Consider the following 15,761-nt stretch of genomic DNA (forward strand, 5'->3'; position numbering starts at 1 on the left):
AAGGAGTTTTGCGTTTCGACTGCGTCGGAAGTGGGGCGCATTATAGGCCCCTGAAACGGCACGTCAACCGTTATTTTTAAAAAACTTTAATATCGCCGAAAAACAAAACGGGGAGGCCTCACGGCCTCCCCGTCTCAATCAGCACTATTTAAAGACTAGGAAATGCAAACTGCGACGCCTCATGGCTCGCCCGCTGCGGCCAGCGCTGGGTAATGGCCTTGCGGCGGGTATAGAACCGCACCCCGTCCGGACCATAGGCATGCAGGTCGCCAAACAACGAACGCTTCCAGCCACCGAAGCTGTGATAGGCCACCGGCACCGGCAGTGGAACGTTGACCCCCACCATGCCCACCTCGATCTCGTCGCAGAACAGGCGTGCTGCCTCACCGTCACGGGTGAAGATGCAGGTGCCGTTGCCGTACTCATGCTCGTTGATCAGGCGCATGGCATCTTCCAGGCTGTTCACACGCACCACGCACAGCACCGGGCCGAAGATCTCTTCTTTATAGATGCGCATTTGCGGCGTGACGTGGTCGAACAGGGTACCGCCAACGAAGTAGCCATCCTCATGACCGCTCACGCGCAGGCCACGACCGTCGACTACCAACTTGGCGCCGGCAGCCACACCGTCGTCGATATACCCCACCACCTTGTCACGGGCAGCCGCAGTCACCAGCGGACCCATGTCCAGGCCGCAGGAGGTACCAGCACCGATCTTCAGCGCCTTGATCTGCGGCTCCAGCTTGGCGATCAGTGCATCGGCCACCTGGTCACCCACGCACACCGCGACCGAAATAGCCATGCAGCGCTCGCCGCAAGAACCGTAGGCCGCCCCCATCAGTGCGCTGACGGCATTGTCCAGGTCGGCATCGGGCATCAGCACGGCATGGTTCTTCGCTCCGCCCAGCGCCTGCACACGCTTGCCGCGCTTGGTGCCTTCGGCATAGATGTATTCGGCGATCGGGGTCGACCCCACGAAGCTCAGGGCCTTGACTTCTGGTGCCTCGATCAGTGCATCGACCGCCTCCTTGTCGCCATGCACGACATTGAGGATGCCTTTGGGCAAGCCCGCTTCATGCAGCAGCTGGGCAATGAACAGGGTCGAGCTCGGGTCACGCTCGGATGGCTTGAGAATGAAGGCGTTGCCGCAGGCAATGGCCAGCGGGTACATCCACAGCGGCACCATCGCCGGGAAGTTGAACGGGGTGATGCCGGCGACGATGCCCAGCGGCTGGAAATCGGACCAGGCATCGATGTTCGGGCCAACGTTGCGGCTGTACTCGCCCTTGAGCAGTTCTGGGGCGGCGCAGGCGAACTCGACGTTCTCGATGCCGCGCTTGAGCTCACCGGCAGCGTCTTCCAGGGTCTTGCCGTGCTCTTCGCTGATCAGTTGCGAGATACGTGCTTCATTCTGCTCCAGCAGTTGCTTGAAGCGGAACATCACCTGGGCGCGCTTGGCCGGGGGCATGTTGCGCCAGGCCGGGAATGCAGCCTTGGCCGAATCGATGGCTTCCTGGACGGTGGCGCGGCTGGCCAGTTCGACCTTGCGGGTGCTCTCGCCTGTGGACGGGTTGAAGACATCGGCGGTGCGCTCGCCCTTGGAAACCAGCTCGCCGTTGATCAGGTGCTGAACGATGCTCATGCAATACTCCAGATAAAGAAGGTAGAGGCAGGCGCGTAGGAACGCGCCTGTCGTCAGAGTCGGAAAAGATCAGTCGATCTGGTTCAGGGCTTCACCCACCGCATCGAACAGGCGGTCCAGTTCCTGCGGCTGGGTGTTGAAGGTTGGGCCGAACTGCAAGGTGTCGCCACCGAAGCGGACATAGAAACCTGCCTTCCACAGCTTCATCGCCGCCTCGTAGGGACGCACGATGGCATCGCCGTCACGCGTAGCGACCTGGATGGCACCGGCCAGGCCATAGTTGCGGATGTCGATGACGTTCTTGGTGCCCTTGATGCCGTGCAGCACCTTCTCGAAGTGCGGCGCCAGCTCGGCGGCCGACTCCACCAGGTTTTCTTTCTGCAGAAGGTCCAGCGCGGCGATGCCGGCTGCGCAGGCCACCGGATGGGCCGAATAGGTATAGCCGTGGGGGAATTCCACGGCGTATTCGGGCGTCGGCTGGTTCATGAAGGTCTGGTAGATCTCGCTGGTAGCGATCACCGCGCCCATGGGAATGGCACCGTTGGTGACCTGCTTGGCGATGCACATCAGGTCCGGGGTCACGCCGAAGGCTTCGGAGCCGGTCATGGCGCCCATGCGGCCGAAGCCGGTGATCACTTCGTCGAAGATCAGCAGGATGTTGTGCTGGGTACAGATCTCGCGCAGGCGCTTGAGGTAGCCCTTGGGCGGTGGCAGCACACCCGCGGAGCCGGCCAGTGGCTCGACGATGACGGCCGCGATATTCGAGGCGTCATGCAGCTCGATCAACTTGAGCATCTCATCGGCCAGGGCGATACCGCCCTCTTCCGGCATCCCTTTGGTGAAAGCGTTGCCCGGCAGCAGGGTGTGAGGCAGGTGGTCGACGTCCAGCAACTGGCCGAACAGCTTGCGGTTGCCGTTGACACCGCCGAGGCTGGTGCCGGCGATGTTCACCCCGTGGTAGCCACGGGCGCGGCCGATGATCTTGGTCTTGGTCGCCTGGCCTTTCAGGCGCCAGTAGGCGCGTACCATCTTCAGCGCAGTGTCGCAGCACTCGGAGCCGGAGTTGGTGAAGAACACATGGTTCAGGTCACCCGGGGTCAGCTCGGTGATCTTCTCGGCCAGTTGGAAGGCCAGCGGGTGGCCGAACTGGAACGCCGGGGAATAGTCCAGCACGCCCACCTGGCGCGCCACCGCTTCGGAAATCTCCTTGCGAGTATGCCCGGCGCCGCAGGTCCACAGGCCCGACAAGGCGTCGAACACCTTGCGGCCCTTGTCGTCGTACAGGTAGCTGCCTTCGGCCGCCACGATCAGGCGTGGGTCGCGCTGGAAATTGCGGTTGGCGGTGTAGGGCATCCAGTGGGCGTCCAGCTTGAGCTGGCTGGCGATGCCGGTGGCGGCGAATTCGGGCATGTTCATCGGCGGTTCCTCGGAAGACGATTAGGCAACGATGGATGTTGTTGCAGCTAAGTTGTCATGGGGATAACGTAAGAAAAACTCTGCTTTTCTAATCTTTGGATATGAACCCGCTAAACTTAAGACCACCCTGCGGGAAACACCTTGCCAATCAATGAGCTGCCCACAGGATGCGCGCGCAACCTCTCGATTGCATGGATCGACTGTTTTATCCACAGGGTTAGGTTTTAAGGTTGCGCTCCTGTCCCCACTCCAACGAAGGCCCATCGTGAAACGCCCACAACCCCTCGCCCAGGTCAGCGACTTCGACATCCGCCTGCTGAAGATCTACCGCAGCGTGGTGGAATGCGGAGGCTTCTCGGCCGCCGAAAACGTGCTCGGCATCGGCCGCTCGGCCATCAGCCAGCAGATGAACGACCTGGAGCAGCGCCTGGGCCTGCGCCTGTGCCAACGTGGCCGGGCCGGTTTTTCGTTGACCGAGGAGGGCCGTGAGGTCTACCACTCGGCCCTGCAACTGCTCAGCGCCCTGGAAACCTTCCGCACCGAGGTCAACGGGCTGCACCAGCACCTGCGCGGCGAGCTGAACATCGGCCTGACCGACAACCTGGTCACCCTGCCACACATGCGCATCACCCACGCTTTGGCCGAACTCAAGGACCGCGGCCCCGATGTGCGCATCCAGATCCGCATGATCGCCCCCAGCCAGGTCGAGCAGGGCGTGCTGGACGGCAGCCTGCATGTGGGCGTGGTGCCCCAGACCAGCCCGCTCTCGGGCCTGGAATACCAGCCCCTGTACAGCGAGCGTTCGCTGCTCTATTGCGCCGTCGGTCACCCGTTGTTCTACGCCGACGACCAACAGATCGACGACCAGCGCCTCAACAGCCAGGACGCGATCGCCCCGACCTTTCGCCTACCCGCCGACATCCAGGCGCACTACCAGGCCCTGCATTGCACGGCCAGCGCCTCGGACCGCGAGGGCATGGCGTTTCTCATCCTCACCGGGCGCTACATCGGCTACCTGCCCGACCACTACGCGTCCTTCTGGGTCCAACAGGGCCGCCTGCGCGCCTTGAAGCCGGCCGAGCGCTTCTATGACCTGAGCCTGAGCTGGGTGACGCGCAAGGGGCGCCGACCGAACCTGGTACTGGAAAGCTTCCTCGAAAGCCTGGCTGCGACACGCTGATGCCTATGCGTGCCGCCAATGCTTGTCACTTCGGCACAGGAAGGTAATCTTGTCCGACATCCGTTGCCACTGAACCGTACGGAACCGTCCATGACCCTCGAAGTCCCTGCGCATCTACCTTCCACCTCGGGCAAACCTGCCGGCCGTATTCGCCAGAAAAACGAACAGGCCATCATCCAGGCCGCCGAAGACGAGTTTGCCCGCCATGGCTTCAAGGGCACCAGCATGAACACCATCGCCCTGAAGGCCGGCTTGCCCAAGGCCAACCTGCATTACTACTTCACCAACAAGCTTGGCCTGTACATCGCCGTGCTGAGCAACATCATCGAGCTGTGGGACAGCACCTTCAACGCCCTGAGCGTCGAGGACGACCCGGCCCAGGCGCTGAGCCACTACATCCGCACCAAGATGGAGTTCTCCCGGCGTAACCCGCAGGCCTCGAGGATCTTCGCCATGGAGGTGATCAGCGGCGGTCAGTGCCTGAGCGAATACTTCAGTGCCGACTACCGCGACTGGTTCCGTGGCCGGGCGGCGGTATTCCAAGCCTGGATCGATGCTGGCAAGATGGACCCGGTCGACCCGGTGCACCTGATCTTCCTGCTGTGGGGCAGTACCCAGCACTATGCCGACTTCGCCACCCAGATCTGCCAGGTCACCGGCCGTAGCCGCCTGACCAAGCAAGATATGGAAGACGCCAGCAACAACCTTATCCACATCATTCTCAAAGGCTGTGGCATCACCCCGACAGCCTGACCCGGACCTATGCCTTCTACCCTGCTCGACCTCTGCGAATTCCACGAAGAAATCCGCAAGAGCCGCTTCATCACCCTCGCCGGCCCGATCAGCAGCCCGGCCGAGGCCATGAGCTTCATCGAACGCCACAGCGACCTGGCCGCCACCCATAACTGCTGGGCCTGGAAACTGGGTGCGCAGTACCGCAGCAGCGACGACGGTGAACCCGGCGGCACCGCTGGCCGGCCGATCCTCGCGGCCATCGAGGCCCAGGATTGCGATCAGGTGGTGGTGCTGGTGATCCGCTGGTATGGCGGCATCCAGCTGGGCACCGGCGGCCTGGCCCGCGCCTACGGCGGCGGTGCCAACAAGTGCCTGCAGCAGGCGCCCAAGCGACTATTGGTGCAGCGCAGCGAGTACCGCTGCAGCTGCAGCTTCAGTGAGTTGGCACTGCTCAAACTGCGCTTGGCGGACGTGGACGGCCTGGTGCTGGACGAACGGTTCACCGCCAACGGTGTGGATTTGCAGGTGGCCCTCGGCGACGCCCATCTCGAAGCGCTGCAACAACAGTTGGCAGACCTCAGCCGTGGCCGGATCCGCCTGGAGCCCTGCGAAGGTTGAAGCCCTCCAGATTGCTCACAGCAACTGTGGGCCCGCCTGTGGATAAGCTTGGGGCATTCATCTCCAGGCCTTGGGCTGCAAGGCCTGCACGACATTGATCATATTTTGATCACATTTTCATGACAACGTCGCAAGCACCTGAATAACAATAAGTTATCCCCAACTCCTGGTGCCATGGCTCGCCTTCGGCATGGATTTCCACAGTAGAGGCTTGCTCACAGATAATGTGGAGTGTGCTGTGGATAACCCGTGAACCCTTGAGCGCAACGCCCGTATTCAAAGGGCTTAGGGAGGATGGTCATTTTTTGATCAGCCTCGGCCAGGCAACCGGCCCACTCTTGGCGTATGCTCTGTACCCTGATATCGGATGTCCAAGGAGCCCGTCATGCCCAACGCTAGAACCGCCCTGATCATCGGAGCCTCCCGCGGGTTGGGCCTGGGCCTCGTGCAACGCCTGCACGAAGACGGCTGGGCCATCGTCGCCACCGTGCGCGACGCCCAGAAGGCCGATGCCCTGCGTGCGATCCCCGGCGTACGCGTGGAAACCCTGGAAATGAACGATGCCGGGCAACTCGATGCTCTGCAACAGCGCCTGCAAGGCGAAGTATTCGACCTGCTGTTCCTCAACGCCGGCGTCATGGGCCGCGAACCGCACGACCCGGAGACCGCCACCGAACAGGAAATCGGTGCACTGTTCATGACCAATGCGGTATCGCCGATTCGCGTGGCGCGTCGGCTGGTCGGGCAAGTGCGCGAAGGTTCCGGCGTGCTGGCATTCATGAGTTCGGCGCTGGGAAGCGTCGGCAACCCTACCAGCAACCACATCTGCTTCTACAAGGCCAGCAAGGCGGCCCTGAACTCGATGATCAACAGCTTCGTGGCCGAACTGGAACACCCCGGGCTTTCAGTGATCGCCATGCACCCCGGCTGGGTGCGCACCGACATGGGCAGCGACCAGGCCGATATCGATGTCTTCACCAGCACCCAAGGCATGCTCGAGCAGGTCAAGACGTACAGCGGCAAGCCTGGCCTGCATTTCATCAACTACCGGGGCGACCCGCTCACCTGGTGAATTGAAAGCCGCCTGGCGAGGCAGTAGACTGGACGCCTCGCCCCCGCGGCGGACCTGGATCAGCAGACAGGGCAACACTGAGCTGGCTAACCTGAACCCACTTTCAGAGGAGCCGGCACCATGCCTGCGACCCGCATCTGGTTGAAATCTCCCCTTGCCATCTTCACCGCCAACGGTGCCGACGCCCGTGGTGGCCTGGTCATCGAAGACGGCCGCATCACCCAACTGCTCGCCCTTGACGAAAGCCCCAGCACACCCTGCGACCAAGTCTTCGATGCCCGCGAGCACGTGGTGCTGCCCGGCCTGATCAACACCCACCACCATTTCTACCAGACCCTCACCCGCGCCTGGGCGCCGGTGGTCAACCAACCGCTGTTCCCCTGGCTCAAGACCCTCTACCCCGTCTGGGCGCGGCTCACCCCGGCCAAGCTGGAACTGGCCAGCCAGGTCGCCCTGGCGGAGCTGCTGCTGTCAGGCTGCACGACCGCAGCCGACCACCACTACCTGTTCCCGACCGGCCTGGACAACGCCATCGACGTGCAGGTCGAGGCCGTGCGCAAGCTGGGCATGCGCGCCATGCTGACCCGCGGTTCCATGAGCCTGGGCGAAGCTGATGGCGGCCTGCCGCCGCAGCAGACGGTGCAGGAGGGAGAGGTCATCCTCGCCGACAGCCAGCGGCTTATCCACAGCTACCACGAACGCGGCGACGGCGCCCGCATCCAGATCGCCCTGGCGCCCTGCTCGCCCTTCTCGGTCACCCCCGAGATCATGCGCGCCAGTGCCACCCTGGCCGAGGAGTTGGACGTACGCCTGCATACCCACCTGGCCGAGACCCTCGACGAAGAGGACTTCTGCCTGCAGCGTTTCGGCCTGCGCACGGTGGACTACCTGGACAGCGTGGGTTGGCTGGGCCCACGCACCTGGCTGGCCCATGGCATTCATTTCAACTCTGAGGAAATCACCCGCCTGGGCCAGGCCGGTACCGGTATCTGCCACTGCCCGAGCTCGAACATGCGCCTGGCGTCCGGCATCTGCCCGACCGTGGAACTGGAAACGGCAGGCGCGCCCGTGGGCCTCGGTGTCGACGGCTCGGCTTCCAACGATGCGTCGAACATGATCCTCGAGGCACGCCAGGCCCTGTACCTGCAGCGCCTGCGCTACGGCGCCGAGCAGATCACGCCTGAACGCGCCCTGGGCTGGGCCACCCGTGGTTCGGCACGCCTGCTGGGGCGCAGCGACATCGGTGAGCTGGCCGTCGGCAAGCAGGCCGACCTGGCCCTGTTCAAGCTCGACGAGCTGCGCTTCTCCGGCAGCCATGACCCACTTTCGGCCTTGCTGCTGTGCGGCGCCGACCGTGCCGACCGGGTCATGGTCGGTGGCCAGTGGCGTGTCATCGACGGACAGATCGAAGGCCTGGACGTACAAGGCCTGATCGCCGATCACCGCCAGGCCGCGGCCCAGCTGATCGCGGGTTGACCTGAACCGGAAGGGGCTGCCCGGCAGCCCTTCTCCCCTGCATCCGGCCAGCCCCTGTAGAATGACGGCAACCGTACCTGACCGAGATTGCACCTATGTATGACTGGCTCAACGCCTTGCCCAAGGCTGAACTGCACATGCACCTGGAGGGCTCCCTGGAGCCCGAGCTGCTGTTCACCCTGGCCGAGCGCAACAAGATCGCCCTGCCCTGGGCGGACGTTGAAACCCTGCGCAGCGCCTACGCCTTCAACAACCTGCAGGAGTTTCTCGACCTCTACTACCAGGGCGCCGATGTCCTGCGTACCGAGCAGGACTTCTATGACCTGACCTGGGCCTACCTGCAGCGATGCAAAGCGCAGAACGTCATCCATACCGAACCCTTCTTCGACCCACAGACCCACACCGACCGGGGCATCCCCTTCGAGGTGGTACTCAACGGCATCCGCCAGGCCTTGAAGGATGGTCGCGAGCAACTGGGCATCGGCAGCGGGCTGATCCTGAGCTTCCTGCGCCATCTGAGCGAAGAAGAGGCGCAAAAGACCCTCGACCAGGCCCTGCCCTTCCGTGATGCCTTCATCGCTGTCGGCCTGGACAGTTCCGAAAAAGGCCATCCACCCAGCAAGTTCCAGCGCGTCTTCGACCGAGCCCGCAGCGAAGGCTTCCTGGCGGTAGCCCACGCTGGCGAGGAAGGCCCGCCCGAATACATCTGGGAGGCCATCGACCTGCTGAAGATCCAGCGTATCGACCATGGTGTGCGTGCTATCGAAGACGAACGCCTGATGCAACGCATCATCGACGAGCAGATCCCGCTGACCGTCTGCCCGCTCTCGAACACCAAGCTGTGCGTATTCGAGCACATGGGCCAGCACAACATCCTCGACATGCTCGAACGTGGCGTGAAGGTCACCGTCAATTCGGACGACCCGGCCTATTTCGGCGGCTATGTCACCGAGAACTTCCATGCCCTGCACACCCACCTGGGCATGACCCAGGACCAGGCCCGACGCCTGGCACAAAACAGCCTGGACGCCCGTCTGGTGCGCTGATCGCGCCCCGCCTTGCAGTCCGGTCTAGCCCACCTGCAAGGCCGGCGTGCGGGCGATACGGTTGATCTGCTGAATACCCATCGAGGAAATCTGCAAGGCCCGGGACGCTTCCTGTTCACGCAACCAACCGGATTGCATGAACAGCCTGAACAGTGCATTCCCCAGTTTGCCCCCCAGGTGCGGCCCCTGGTCGCTCCACTCGTTGCAATGGCAGATCGAGCAACCGTGTCGGTCCCCAGGGGCCAGCGCCTCGATGAACACGCCGATGGCAGCCAGTTGCGAGCGCCCCTCGGCAGTGACCCGCAGTTGCGCCTGGCTACCCTCCAGCCAACCGGCCACGATCAGGCGGTGGTAAAGCTCGGCGGCCAGCTCCCCACCGAGGTGGTCGCCACAACGTCTAGCCCTGCGCATGGACAAGGGGACCTGCAGTGGGGTTGCTTGGCCGCTGCGCTGGCCTCGACGCTCGAGCCGCACACTGGCCAAGGCCTCCACCGCCGCTCCGACTTCCGGTGTAGCCAGACGGAAGTAACGTTTTCGACCACGCGACTCCAGCCTCAGCAAGCCGGCCGAGGACAGCAATGATAGATGGGCACAGGCCGACGACGAGGTCAGCCCGGTCATCACGGCCAGCTCATCGGCCGGGCGAGGTATGCCATCGATCAACGCCCACAACATGGCGCTGCGCTTGGGGTCGGCCATCAGGCCGGCGATCTGGGCGATACTGCTGACTGCTTTCATTTCAACTCCCTGGATGATCACATCTGGTTCCGTGGCCAAACGGCGCAGCGGGTATCACCCTCGGGAATGGCGTAGGCGGATTTCGGGCGTTGGCGTTCGCGACAGGCGAGGCATTCCAGCCACGCTCGAAGGAGCCCTCATGTGCCATTCCCTGGCAGGGAAGTATCTCTCGCTGGCATTGGCCGCGACAGCCAGTATAAGGCGCTCCAGGCCGTGTGCCTGCGCATTGGTGCGCCCTTACAGGCCGCGACAGGCCGGGGGTGGGCGGCCCCTTGCCTCGGCAGTGAGCCCAGGGTTCGCCCCGCCGATATCGCCAGGGGCCTCGTCGCAACGAGGCTGCGAGGCCCCTGGATGGTCGCCGACAAGCGAAACGCCCAAGAACAATGCCGACATCGGCCTTCCTCAAATACGGCAGCCCAAAGCGAAGGTTTCGCCTTCGTGCACCATGGCTTGACCACAGGCCGACTCAGGCAGACAGAAGGTACGACCGTCAGTCTGGACAGCTGCGCCAGCACATGGCGCAGGCTGGGGGCAGCGCTAAACTTCAGCGGCTCCCACCCACCGGAGGAATGCCGCGATGAAGATTGTCGTCAGTACGTCGAACCGCAATCCCAACTGCCCCTGGCAGGTCCGGCTCGACCAGCATGTGGTGAGTTTTCGCAGCGAAGCGGAGGCACGGCTGTTCGTCGCCACGCTGGAGAGCCGCCTGCAGGCTCCCCACACCCTTACACCGGGCGCCTGGCCTGCAAACGCCGAGTCAACATTGCCACACTGACCACCAGTGCACCGCACAGGCTGATCACCAGGGCCATGGGCACTGCACTACCGTCGTGCAACACGCCCACCAGCGCCGCTGCGCCCGCCGCGACACTGAACTGCAGGCAACCCATCAATGCCGAGGCGCTCCCGGCGCGAGCGCCCTGCCCACTCATGGCGCAAGCCGAGGCGTTGGGGATGATGCAGCCCAGGCTTGCGATGCACACGAACAGCGGCAGCAGCAGCGGCCACAGCTGTGCGGGGTGTAGCGCCGCCACGGCCAACATCACCAGTGCCGCCGCCAGGTACATCCACACCGCCCGTGCCAGCAGGAAGGCTGGGCCACGCTTGGCCAGCAGGCGCGCATTGACCTGGGCCATGAGAATGAAGCCGGCGGCGTTGGTACCGAACAGCCAGCCATAGTGTTCGGCCGGCACGCCATACAGCTTGATGAACACGAAGGGCGAACCGGCGATGTAGGCGAACATGCCCGCGATGGCGACGCCGCCGGTCAACGCATGGCCCAGGAAGACCCGGTCACCCAGCAAGCGCAGGTACTGGCGCAGGGCACCGGATAACGGTTGGCGCGGCATACCTGCCGGCAGGCTCTCGGGCAACCCCAGGCTCACGGCCAGCAGGCAGGCCGCGCTGAACAGGCTCAGGGCCAGGAAGATCGATTGCCAGCCCGCCAGGTTGACCAACACCCCACCCAGCATCGGCGCCAGGATCGGCGCGAGCCCCATCACCAGCATCAGCTGCGAGAACACCTTGGCCGACGCCACCGCATCGCACTTGTCGCTGACGATCGCGCGCGACAGGACCATCCCGGCACAGCCGCCCAACGCCTGCACGAAGCGCGCGAGGATCAGCGTGTCGAGATTGGGTGCATAGGCGCAGGCCAGCGAGGCCAGGGTGAAAAGTGTGATGCCGAACAGCAGGGGCTTGCGCCGACCGAAACGATCAGCCACCGGTCCGTAGGCCAGTTGGCCCAGGGACAGGCCGAGGAAATAGGCGGCCAGGGTGGTCTGGACGTGTTTTTCGTCCGTGGCGAAGGCGTGCGCCATGGCAGGGAAGGCAGGCAGGTAGAAGTCGATCGCCAAGGGCCCGAACGCACTGAGGGCGCCCAGGATCAACACAATTCGCAGGTTCATCGGGAATCCATAGCAGGCTAAGCAAGTAGGTAAGTCTACCTGCACCGGACCGCGTCAGGATGAAAACCTTTGTAACGATTACCCGCCCAAGCGCTGGCGCCGCCCTTGGACCAGCGCCAGCCCGCCCCGTCAGGCCACCTCGGCCTGGTAGCCCTCGTCACGAATCGCTGCCAGGATCTGCTCGGCCGCCAGGCGGCTGTGCACCCTTACCTGCTTGGCGGCCAGGTCGACATCCACCTGGGCAGCGCCGTCCTGCTCCTGCACCGCGCGGGTCACTGCCTTGACGCAGTGGCCGCAGGTCATGCCTTGAACGTTGAATACATGCATCGGGTCTTTCTCCATTCATGGGGATTGCCTGCAGTTTCAAGCTTGCCATCATGGCAAGGTCAAGTATTGGCGGAATCGGCCGGGGTGGAAATCTGTGCGCCGCTCGGCCAAGCTGCGCCTTTGACGATCTGGCAAGCAGGAGATTCTTCATGTTCAGGGCAGCATTGGGCCTGGTTGGGCTGCTGGGCGCGCTGGCCGCGGTACCACCGGCCAACGCCGAGGGCAACTCGGACTACAGCGTGCTGATCATTTCCCGGGAACGCCTGGAAGTCGCCACCAGCTGCGAAATCGGTATCTACCTCAACGACCAGCTTTCCGGTCGCCTGTTCCAGGAGCAAACGACCTCCTTCAACCTGCCACCCGGGCCGGTGGACGTACGCCTGCGCTTGCTGCCCGGCCAGATGCCCGGCTGCGCGCCGGGCATCGAGGACCAACGCAGCACCCGCCTGACCCTGCAAGCCGGGCAAATCAGCAAGTACCGCATCGCCATGGGCCATGCTGGCCTCCAGCTCAAGCGCGCCGGCCTCGGCTATTGACCTTACCCACGTGGCAAGGTTGATGCTGAAGGCCTGTCCAAGGAGGAGAGCCCATGTCCGCACCTACCACGTTCGACCTGCCGATCTCCGGCATGACCTGCGCCAGCTGTGCTGGCCGGGTCGAGCGCGCCCTGCGCAAGGTCACCGGCGCTGAACAGGTCAGCGTCAACCTCGCCACCGAACAGGCCCGGGTCCAGGCCCCGGCCGGCAGCCTGCCCGCCCTGGTCGATGCCGTCCGCGGGGCCGGCTACGGCGTCCCCACCCGCACTGTCGAACTGCAGATCGGCGGCATGACCTGCGCCAGCTGCGTGGGCCGTGTCGAACGCGCCCTGGGCAAGCTGCCGGGGGTCGAGCAGGTCAGCGTCAACCTGGCCAGCGAACGTGCCCACCTCGAAGTTCTGAAGGCGCTGGACGACAACCAGCTGATCGCGGCGGTGGAAAAAGCCGGCTACAGCGCCAGCCTGCCCAAGGCCGCCCGCGACGACCAGGCCGAGGCCCAGCGTCGCCTGCGCAACGAGCGCCTGGCGGTAGGCGTGGCGCTGCTGCTGGCCTTGCCGCTGGTGTTGCCGATGATTGTCCAGCCGTTCGGCTTGCACTGGATGCTGCCGGCCTGGGTGCAGTTCCTGCTGGCCACACCGGTGCAGTTCATCCTCGGTGCACGCTTCTACGTCGCCGCTTGGAAAGCCGTGCGCGCAGGCACCGGCAACATGGATTTGCTGGTCGCATTGGGCACCAGCGCCGGCTACGGCCTGAGCCTGTATGAATGGGCCCGGGCATCGGCGGGCATGGCGCCGCACCTGTACTTCGAGGCCTCCGCCGTGGTCATCGCCCTGGTGCTGCTGGGCAAGTACTTGGAGAGCCGAGCCAAGCGCCAGACCGCCAGCGCCATCCGTGCCCTCGAGGCACTGCGCCCCGAGCGTGCCCTGCGCATGGTCGATGGCCGCGAGGAAGACGTTGCAATCAGCCAGCTGCGCCTGGGCGACCTGGTGCTGGTCAAACCCGGCGAACGCTTCCCGGTCGACGGTGAAGTGCTCGAGGGCAGCAGCCATGCCGACGAGGCACTGATCAGCGGAGAAAGCCTGCCTGTGCCCAAGCAGCCTGGCGATTCGGTCACCGGCGGCGCCATCAATGGCGAAGGTCGCCTGCTGGTGCGCACCCAGGCCCTGGGCACCGAGACCGTACTGGCCCGTATCATCCGCCTGGTCGAGGACGCCCAGGCGGCCAAGGCGCCCATTCAGAAACTGGTGGACCGGGTCAGCCAGGTGTTCGTCCCGGCGGTCTTGGTACTGGCCTTGGCCACGCTGTGCGGCTGGTGGCTGGCCGGCGCACCGCTTGAAACCGCGTTGATCAATGCCGTCGCCGTGCTGGTGATCGCTTGCCCTTGCGCACTCGGCCTGGCGACCCCGGCAGCGATCATGGCCGGTACCGGGGTCGCTGCCCGCCACGGCATCCTGATCAAGGACGCCGAAGCGCTGGAGCGTGCCCACGCCGTCAACCGGGTGGTCTTCGACAAGACCGGCACCCTCACCTCCGGCAGCCCGCGGGTCGTGCACAGCCAGGCAGTGGACGGGAACACGGGCGACCTGCATCGCCTCGCCGGAGCCTTGCAGCGCGGCAGCGAACACCCCTTGGCCAAAGCCGTGCTCGATGCTTGCGCAGAGCAGGGCCTGCTGGTGCCGCAGGTTGCCGACAGCCAGTCCCTCACCGGCCGAGGCATCGCCGGGCAAGTCGAGGGCCGTGAACTGGCCCTGGGCAACCGTCGCCTGCTCGACGAGAGCGGCGTGCAACCGGGCGAGCTGGCCCGCTGGGCACAAACCTGGGAAGCCGAAGGCCGCACCTTGTCGTGGCTGATCGAGCGCGCACCGCAACAGCGTGTGCTGGGCCTGTTCGCGTTCGGCGACAGCCTCAAACCCGGTGCCGATCACGCCATTGCCGCACTGCACGCACAGCACATCAGCAGCCACTTGCTGACCGGCGACAATCGCGGCAGCGCCCAGGTCGTGGCCCAGGCCCTGGGCATCGATGATGTGCATGCCGAAGTGCTCCCCGCCGACAAGGCCGCCACAGTGGCCGCACTCAAGCGCGACGGCGTGGTGGCCATGGTCGGCGACGGCATCAACGACGCTCCGGCGCTGGCCGCCGCCGATATCGGCATCGCCATGGGCTCGGGCACCGACGTGGCCATGCAGGCCGCCGGTATCACCCTGATGCGTGGCGACCCGCGCCTGGTACCAGCGGCGCTGGAGATCAGTCGCAAGACCTACGCCAAGATCCGCCAGAACCTGTTCTGGGCCTTCATCTACAACCTGATAGGCATCCCTCTGGCCGCCTTCGGCCTGCTCAACCCCGTGCTGGCCGGCGCCGCCATGGCCCTGTCCAGTGTCAGCGTGGTGAGCAATGCCCTATGGTTGAAAACCTGGAAACCCACCGACAATCGGCAGGAGCATCCATGAACATCGGCCAGGCCGCCCGCCGCAGCGGGCTCAGCACCAAGATGATCCGCTACTACGAGTCCATCGGCCTGCTCAAGCCGGCTCTGCGCAGCGACAGCGGCTACCGCCTTTACCAGGCGGACGACCTGCATACCCTGGCGTTCATCAAGCGCTCGCGCGATCTGGGCTTCTCCCTCGAGGAAGTGGCCCGGCTGCTGACCCTCTGGCAGGACCGCCAGCGCGCCAGCGCCGACGTGAAGGCGCTGGCCATGCAGCACATCGACGAGCTGAACCGGCGGATCGAGGAACTGGTCAGCCTGCGCGACACCCTGGGTGAACTGGTCGCCCACTGCCAGGGCGACGACCGGCCGGACTGCCCGATCCTCAAGGACCTGGCCAATGGCAAGGGGTGTTGCCATTGAGCAACTGTGAACCTGTGCCTCTGCCTTGAGTTGGCTGCACGGACCCTATCGCCGGCTTGCCGGCGATAGGGTCCGTGCAGGCGACAGAACAGATGGCTGGCATCACCAAACACGACCAGCCCCCCTCCAAACACGACTTCAGGCCACAAATACGGGGCCCCGCCCTATAAAAAAACCAACCGCTGCCGATCTACACATCACCTGCCTCTAGCAA

Annotated in this window: 15 protein-coding genes; 10 read left to right on the top strand and 5 right to left on the bottom strand. The window is 64.4% G+C overall.

Annotated elements, in window-relative coordinates; all coding sequences use genetic code 11:
- Positions 1-148: 148 nt before the first annotated feature.
- Together AC1MHZ_RS00005 and aptA are read right to left on the bottom strand one after the other, a co-directional pair.
- Positions 149-1,642, bottom strand: coding sequence for a CoA-acylating methylmalonate-semialdehyde dehydrogenase (locus tag AC1MHZ_RS00005; RefSeq protein WP_084858705.1), 1,494 nt, complete (start codon positions 1,640-1,642; stop codon positions 149-151).
- Positions 1,643-1,711: 69 nt separating this feature from the next.
- A complete protein-coding gene (gene aptA, locus AC1MHZ_RS00010) occupies positions 1,712-3,058 on the bottom strand; it encodes an omega-aminotransferase AptA (protein ID WP_482965905.1) in 1,347 nt (448 codons plus the stop codon).
- Positions 3,059-3,320: 262 nt separating this feature from the next.
- Between aptA and AC1MHZ_RS00015 the strand changes: the two genes are divergently transcribed.
- The 6 genes from AC1MHZ_RS00015 to AC1MHZ_RS00040 all read left to right on the top strand — a co-directional run bounded on the left by AC1MHZ_RS00015 (position 3,321) and on the right by AC1MHZ_RS00040 (position 9,185).
- Entirely contained in the window at positions 3,321-4,238 is a 918-nt protein-coding gene (locus AC1MHZ_RS00015) for a LysR family transcriptional regulator (RefSeq protein WP_084858781.1), read from the top strand.
- A gap of 90 nt (positions 4,239-4,328) precedes the next feature.
- Positions 4,329-4,991, top strand: a complete 663-nt coding sequence (locus AC1MHZ_RS00020; protein ID WP_084858707.1) for a TetR/AcrR family transcriptional regulator — start codon at positions 4,329-4,331, stop codon at positions 4,989-4,991.
- Positions 4,992-5,000: 9 nt separating this feature from the next.
- Entirely contained in the window at positions 5,001-5,591 is a 591-nt protein-coding gene (locus AC1MHZ_RS00025) for an IMPACT family protein (RefSeq protein WP_084858708.1), read from the top strand.
- A 385-nt stretch (positions 5,592-5,976) separates the two neighbouring features.
- On the top strand, positions 5,977-6,663 hold the full coding sequence (locus AC1MHZ_RS00030) for an SDR family oxidoreductase (RefSeq protein WP_084858709.1): 687 nt from the start codon (positions 5,977-5,979) through the stop codon (positions 6,661-6,663).
- Positions 6,664-6,783: 120 nt separating this feature from the next.
- Positions 6,784-8,139, top strand: a complete 1,356-nt coding sequence (locus tag AC1MHZ_RS00035; RefSeq protein ID WP_482965906.1) for an 8-oxoguanine deaminase — start codon at positions 6,784-6,786, stop codon at positions 8,137-8,139.
- Positions 8,140-8,234: 95 nt separating this feature from the next.
- Positions 8,235-9,185: an adenosine deaminase gene (locus tag AC1MHZ_RS00040; protein ID WP_084858711.1), complete on the top strand. Its 951-nt coding sequence runs from the start codon at positions 8,235-8,237 to the stop codon at positions 9,183-9,185.
- Positions 9,186-9,209: 24 nt separating this feature from the next.
- Here the strand turns inward: AC1MHZ_RS00040 and AC1MHZ_RS00045 are convergent, their stop codons facing one another.
- Positions 9,210-9,923 carry an ArsR/SmtB family transcription factor gene (locus tag AC1MHZ_RS00045; RefSeq protein ID WP_084858712.1) on the bottom strand — a complete coding sequence of 238 codons (714 nt, stop codon included), beginning with the start codon at positions 9,921-9,923 and terminating at the stop codon, positions 9,210-9,212.
- Between the two features lie 577 nt (positions 9,924-10,500).
- Here AC1MHZ_RS00045 and AC1MHZ_RS00050 point away from each other — a divergent pair.
- Positions 10,501-10,698: a hypothetical protein gene (locus AC1MHZ_RS00050; protein WP_084858713.1), complete on the top strand. Its 198-nt coding sequence runs from the start codon at positions 10,501-10,503 to the stop codon at positions 10,696-10,698.
- Here the strand turns inward: AC1MHZ_RS00050 and AC1MHZ_RS00055 are convergent.
- Both AC1MHZ_RS00055 and AC1MHZ_RS00060 read right to left on the bottom strand, forming a co-directional pair.
- Positions 10,649-11,830, bottom strand: a complete 1,182-nt coding sequence (locus AC1MHZ_RS00055; RefSeq protein ID WP_084858714.1) for a multidrug effflux MFS transporter — start codon at positions 11,828-11,830, stop codon at positions 10,649-10,651. The genes AC1MHZ_RS00050 and AC1MHZ_RS00055 overlap by 50 nt on opposite strands.
- Positions 11,831-11,959: 129 nt before the next feature.
- Positions 11,960-12,157 carry a heavy-metal-associated domain-containing protein gene (locus tag AC1MHZ_RS00060; RefSeq protein ID WP_084858715.1) on the bottom strand — a complete coding sequence of 66 codons (198 nt, stop codon included), beginning with the start codon at positions 12,155-12,157 and terminating at the stop codon, positions 11,960-11,962.
- Positions 12,158-12,306: 149 nt separating this feature from the next.
- Here AC1MHZ_RS00060 and AC1MHZ_RS00065 point away from each other — a divergent pair, with 149 nt between their 5' ends.
- From AC1MHZ_RS00065 to cueR, 3 genes are read left to right on the top strand one after another with little or no spacing between them, the layout of a single operon-like run.
- On the top strand, positions 12,307-12,693 hold the full coding sequence (locus AC1MHZ_RS00065; protein WP_084858716.1) for a hypothetical protein: 387 nt from the start codon (positions 12,307-12,309) through the stop codon (positions 12,691-12,693).
- 53 nt (positions 12,694-12,746) lie between these two features.
- Entirely contained in the window at positions 12,747-15,146 is a 2,400-nt protein-coding gene (locus tag AC1MHZ_RS00070; protein WP_084858717.1) for a heavy metal translocating P-type ATPase, read from the top strand.
- Positions 15,143-15,547, top strand: coding sequence for a Cu(I)-responsive transcriptional regulator (gene cueR, locus AC1MHZ_RS00075; RefSeq protein ID WP_084858718.1), 405 nt, complete (start codon positions 15,143-15,145; stop codon positions 15,545-15,547). The genes AC1MHZ_RS00070 and cueR overlap by 4 nt, the downstream gene beginning before the upstream one ends.
- Positions 15,548-15,761 lie beyond the last annotated feature (214 nt).

It is taken from the genome of Pseudomonas sp. FA-1 (genome assembly GCF_056856075.1).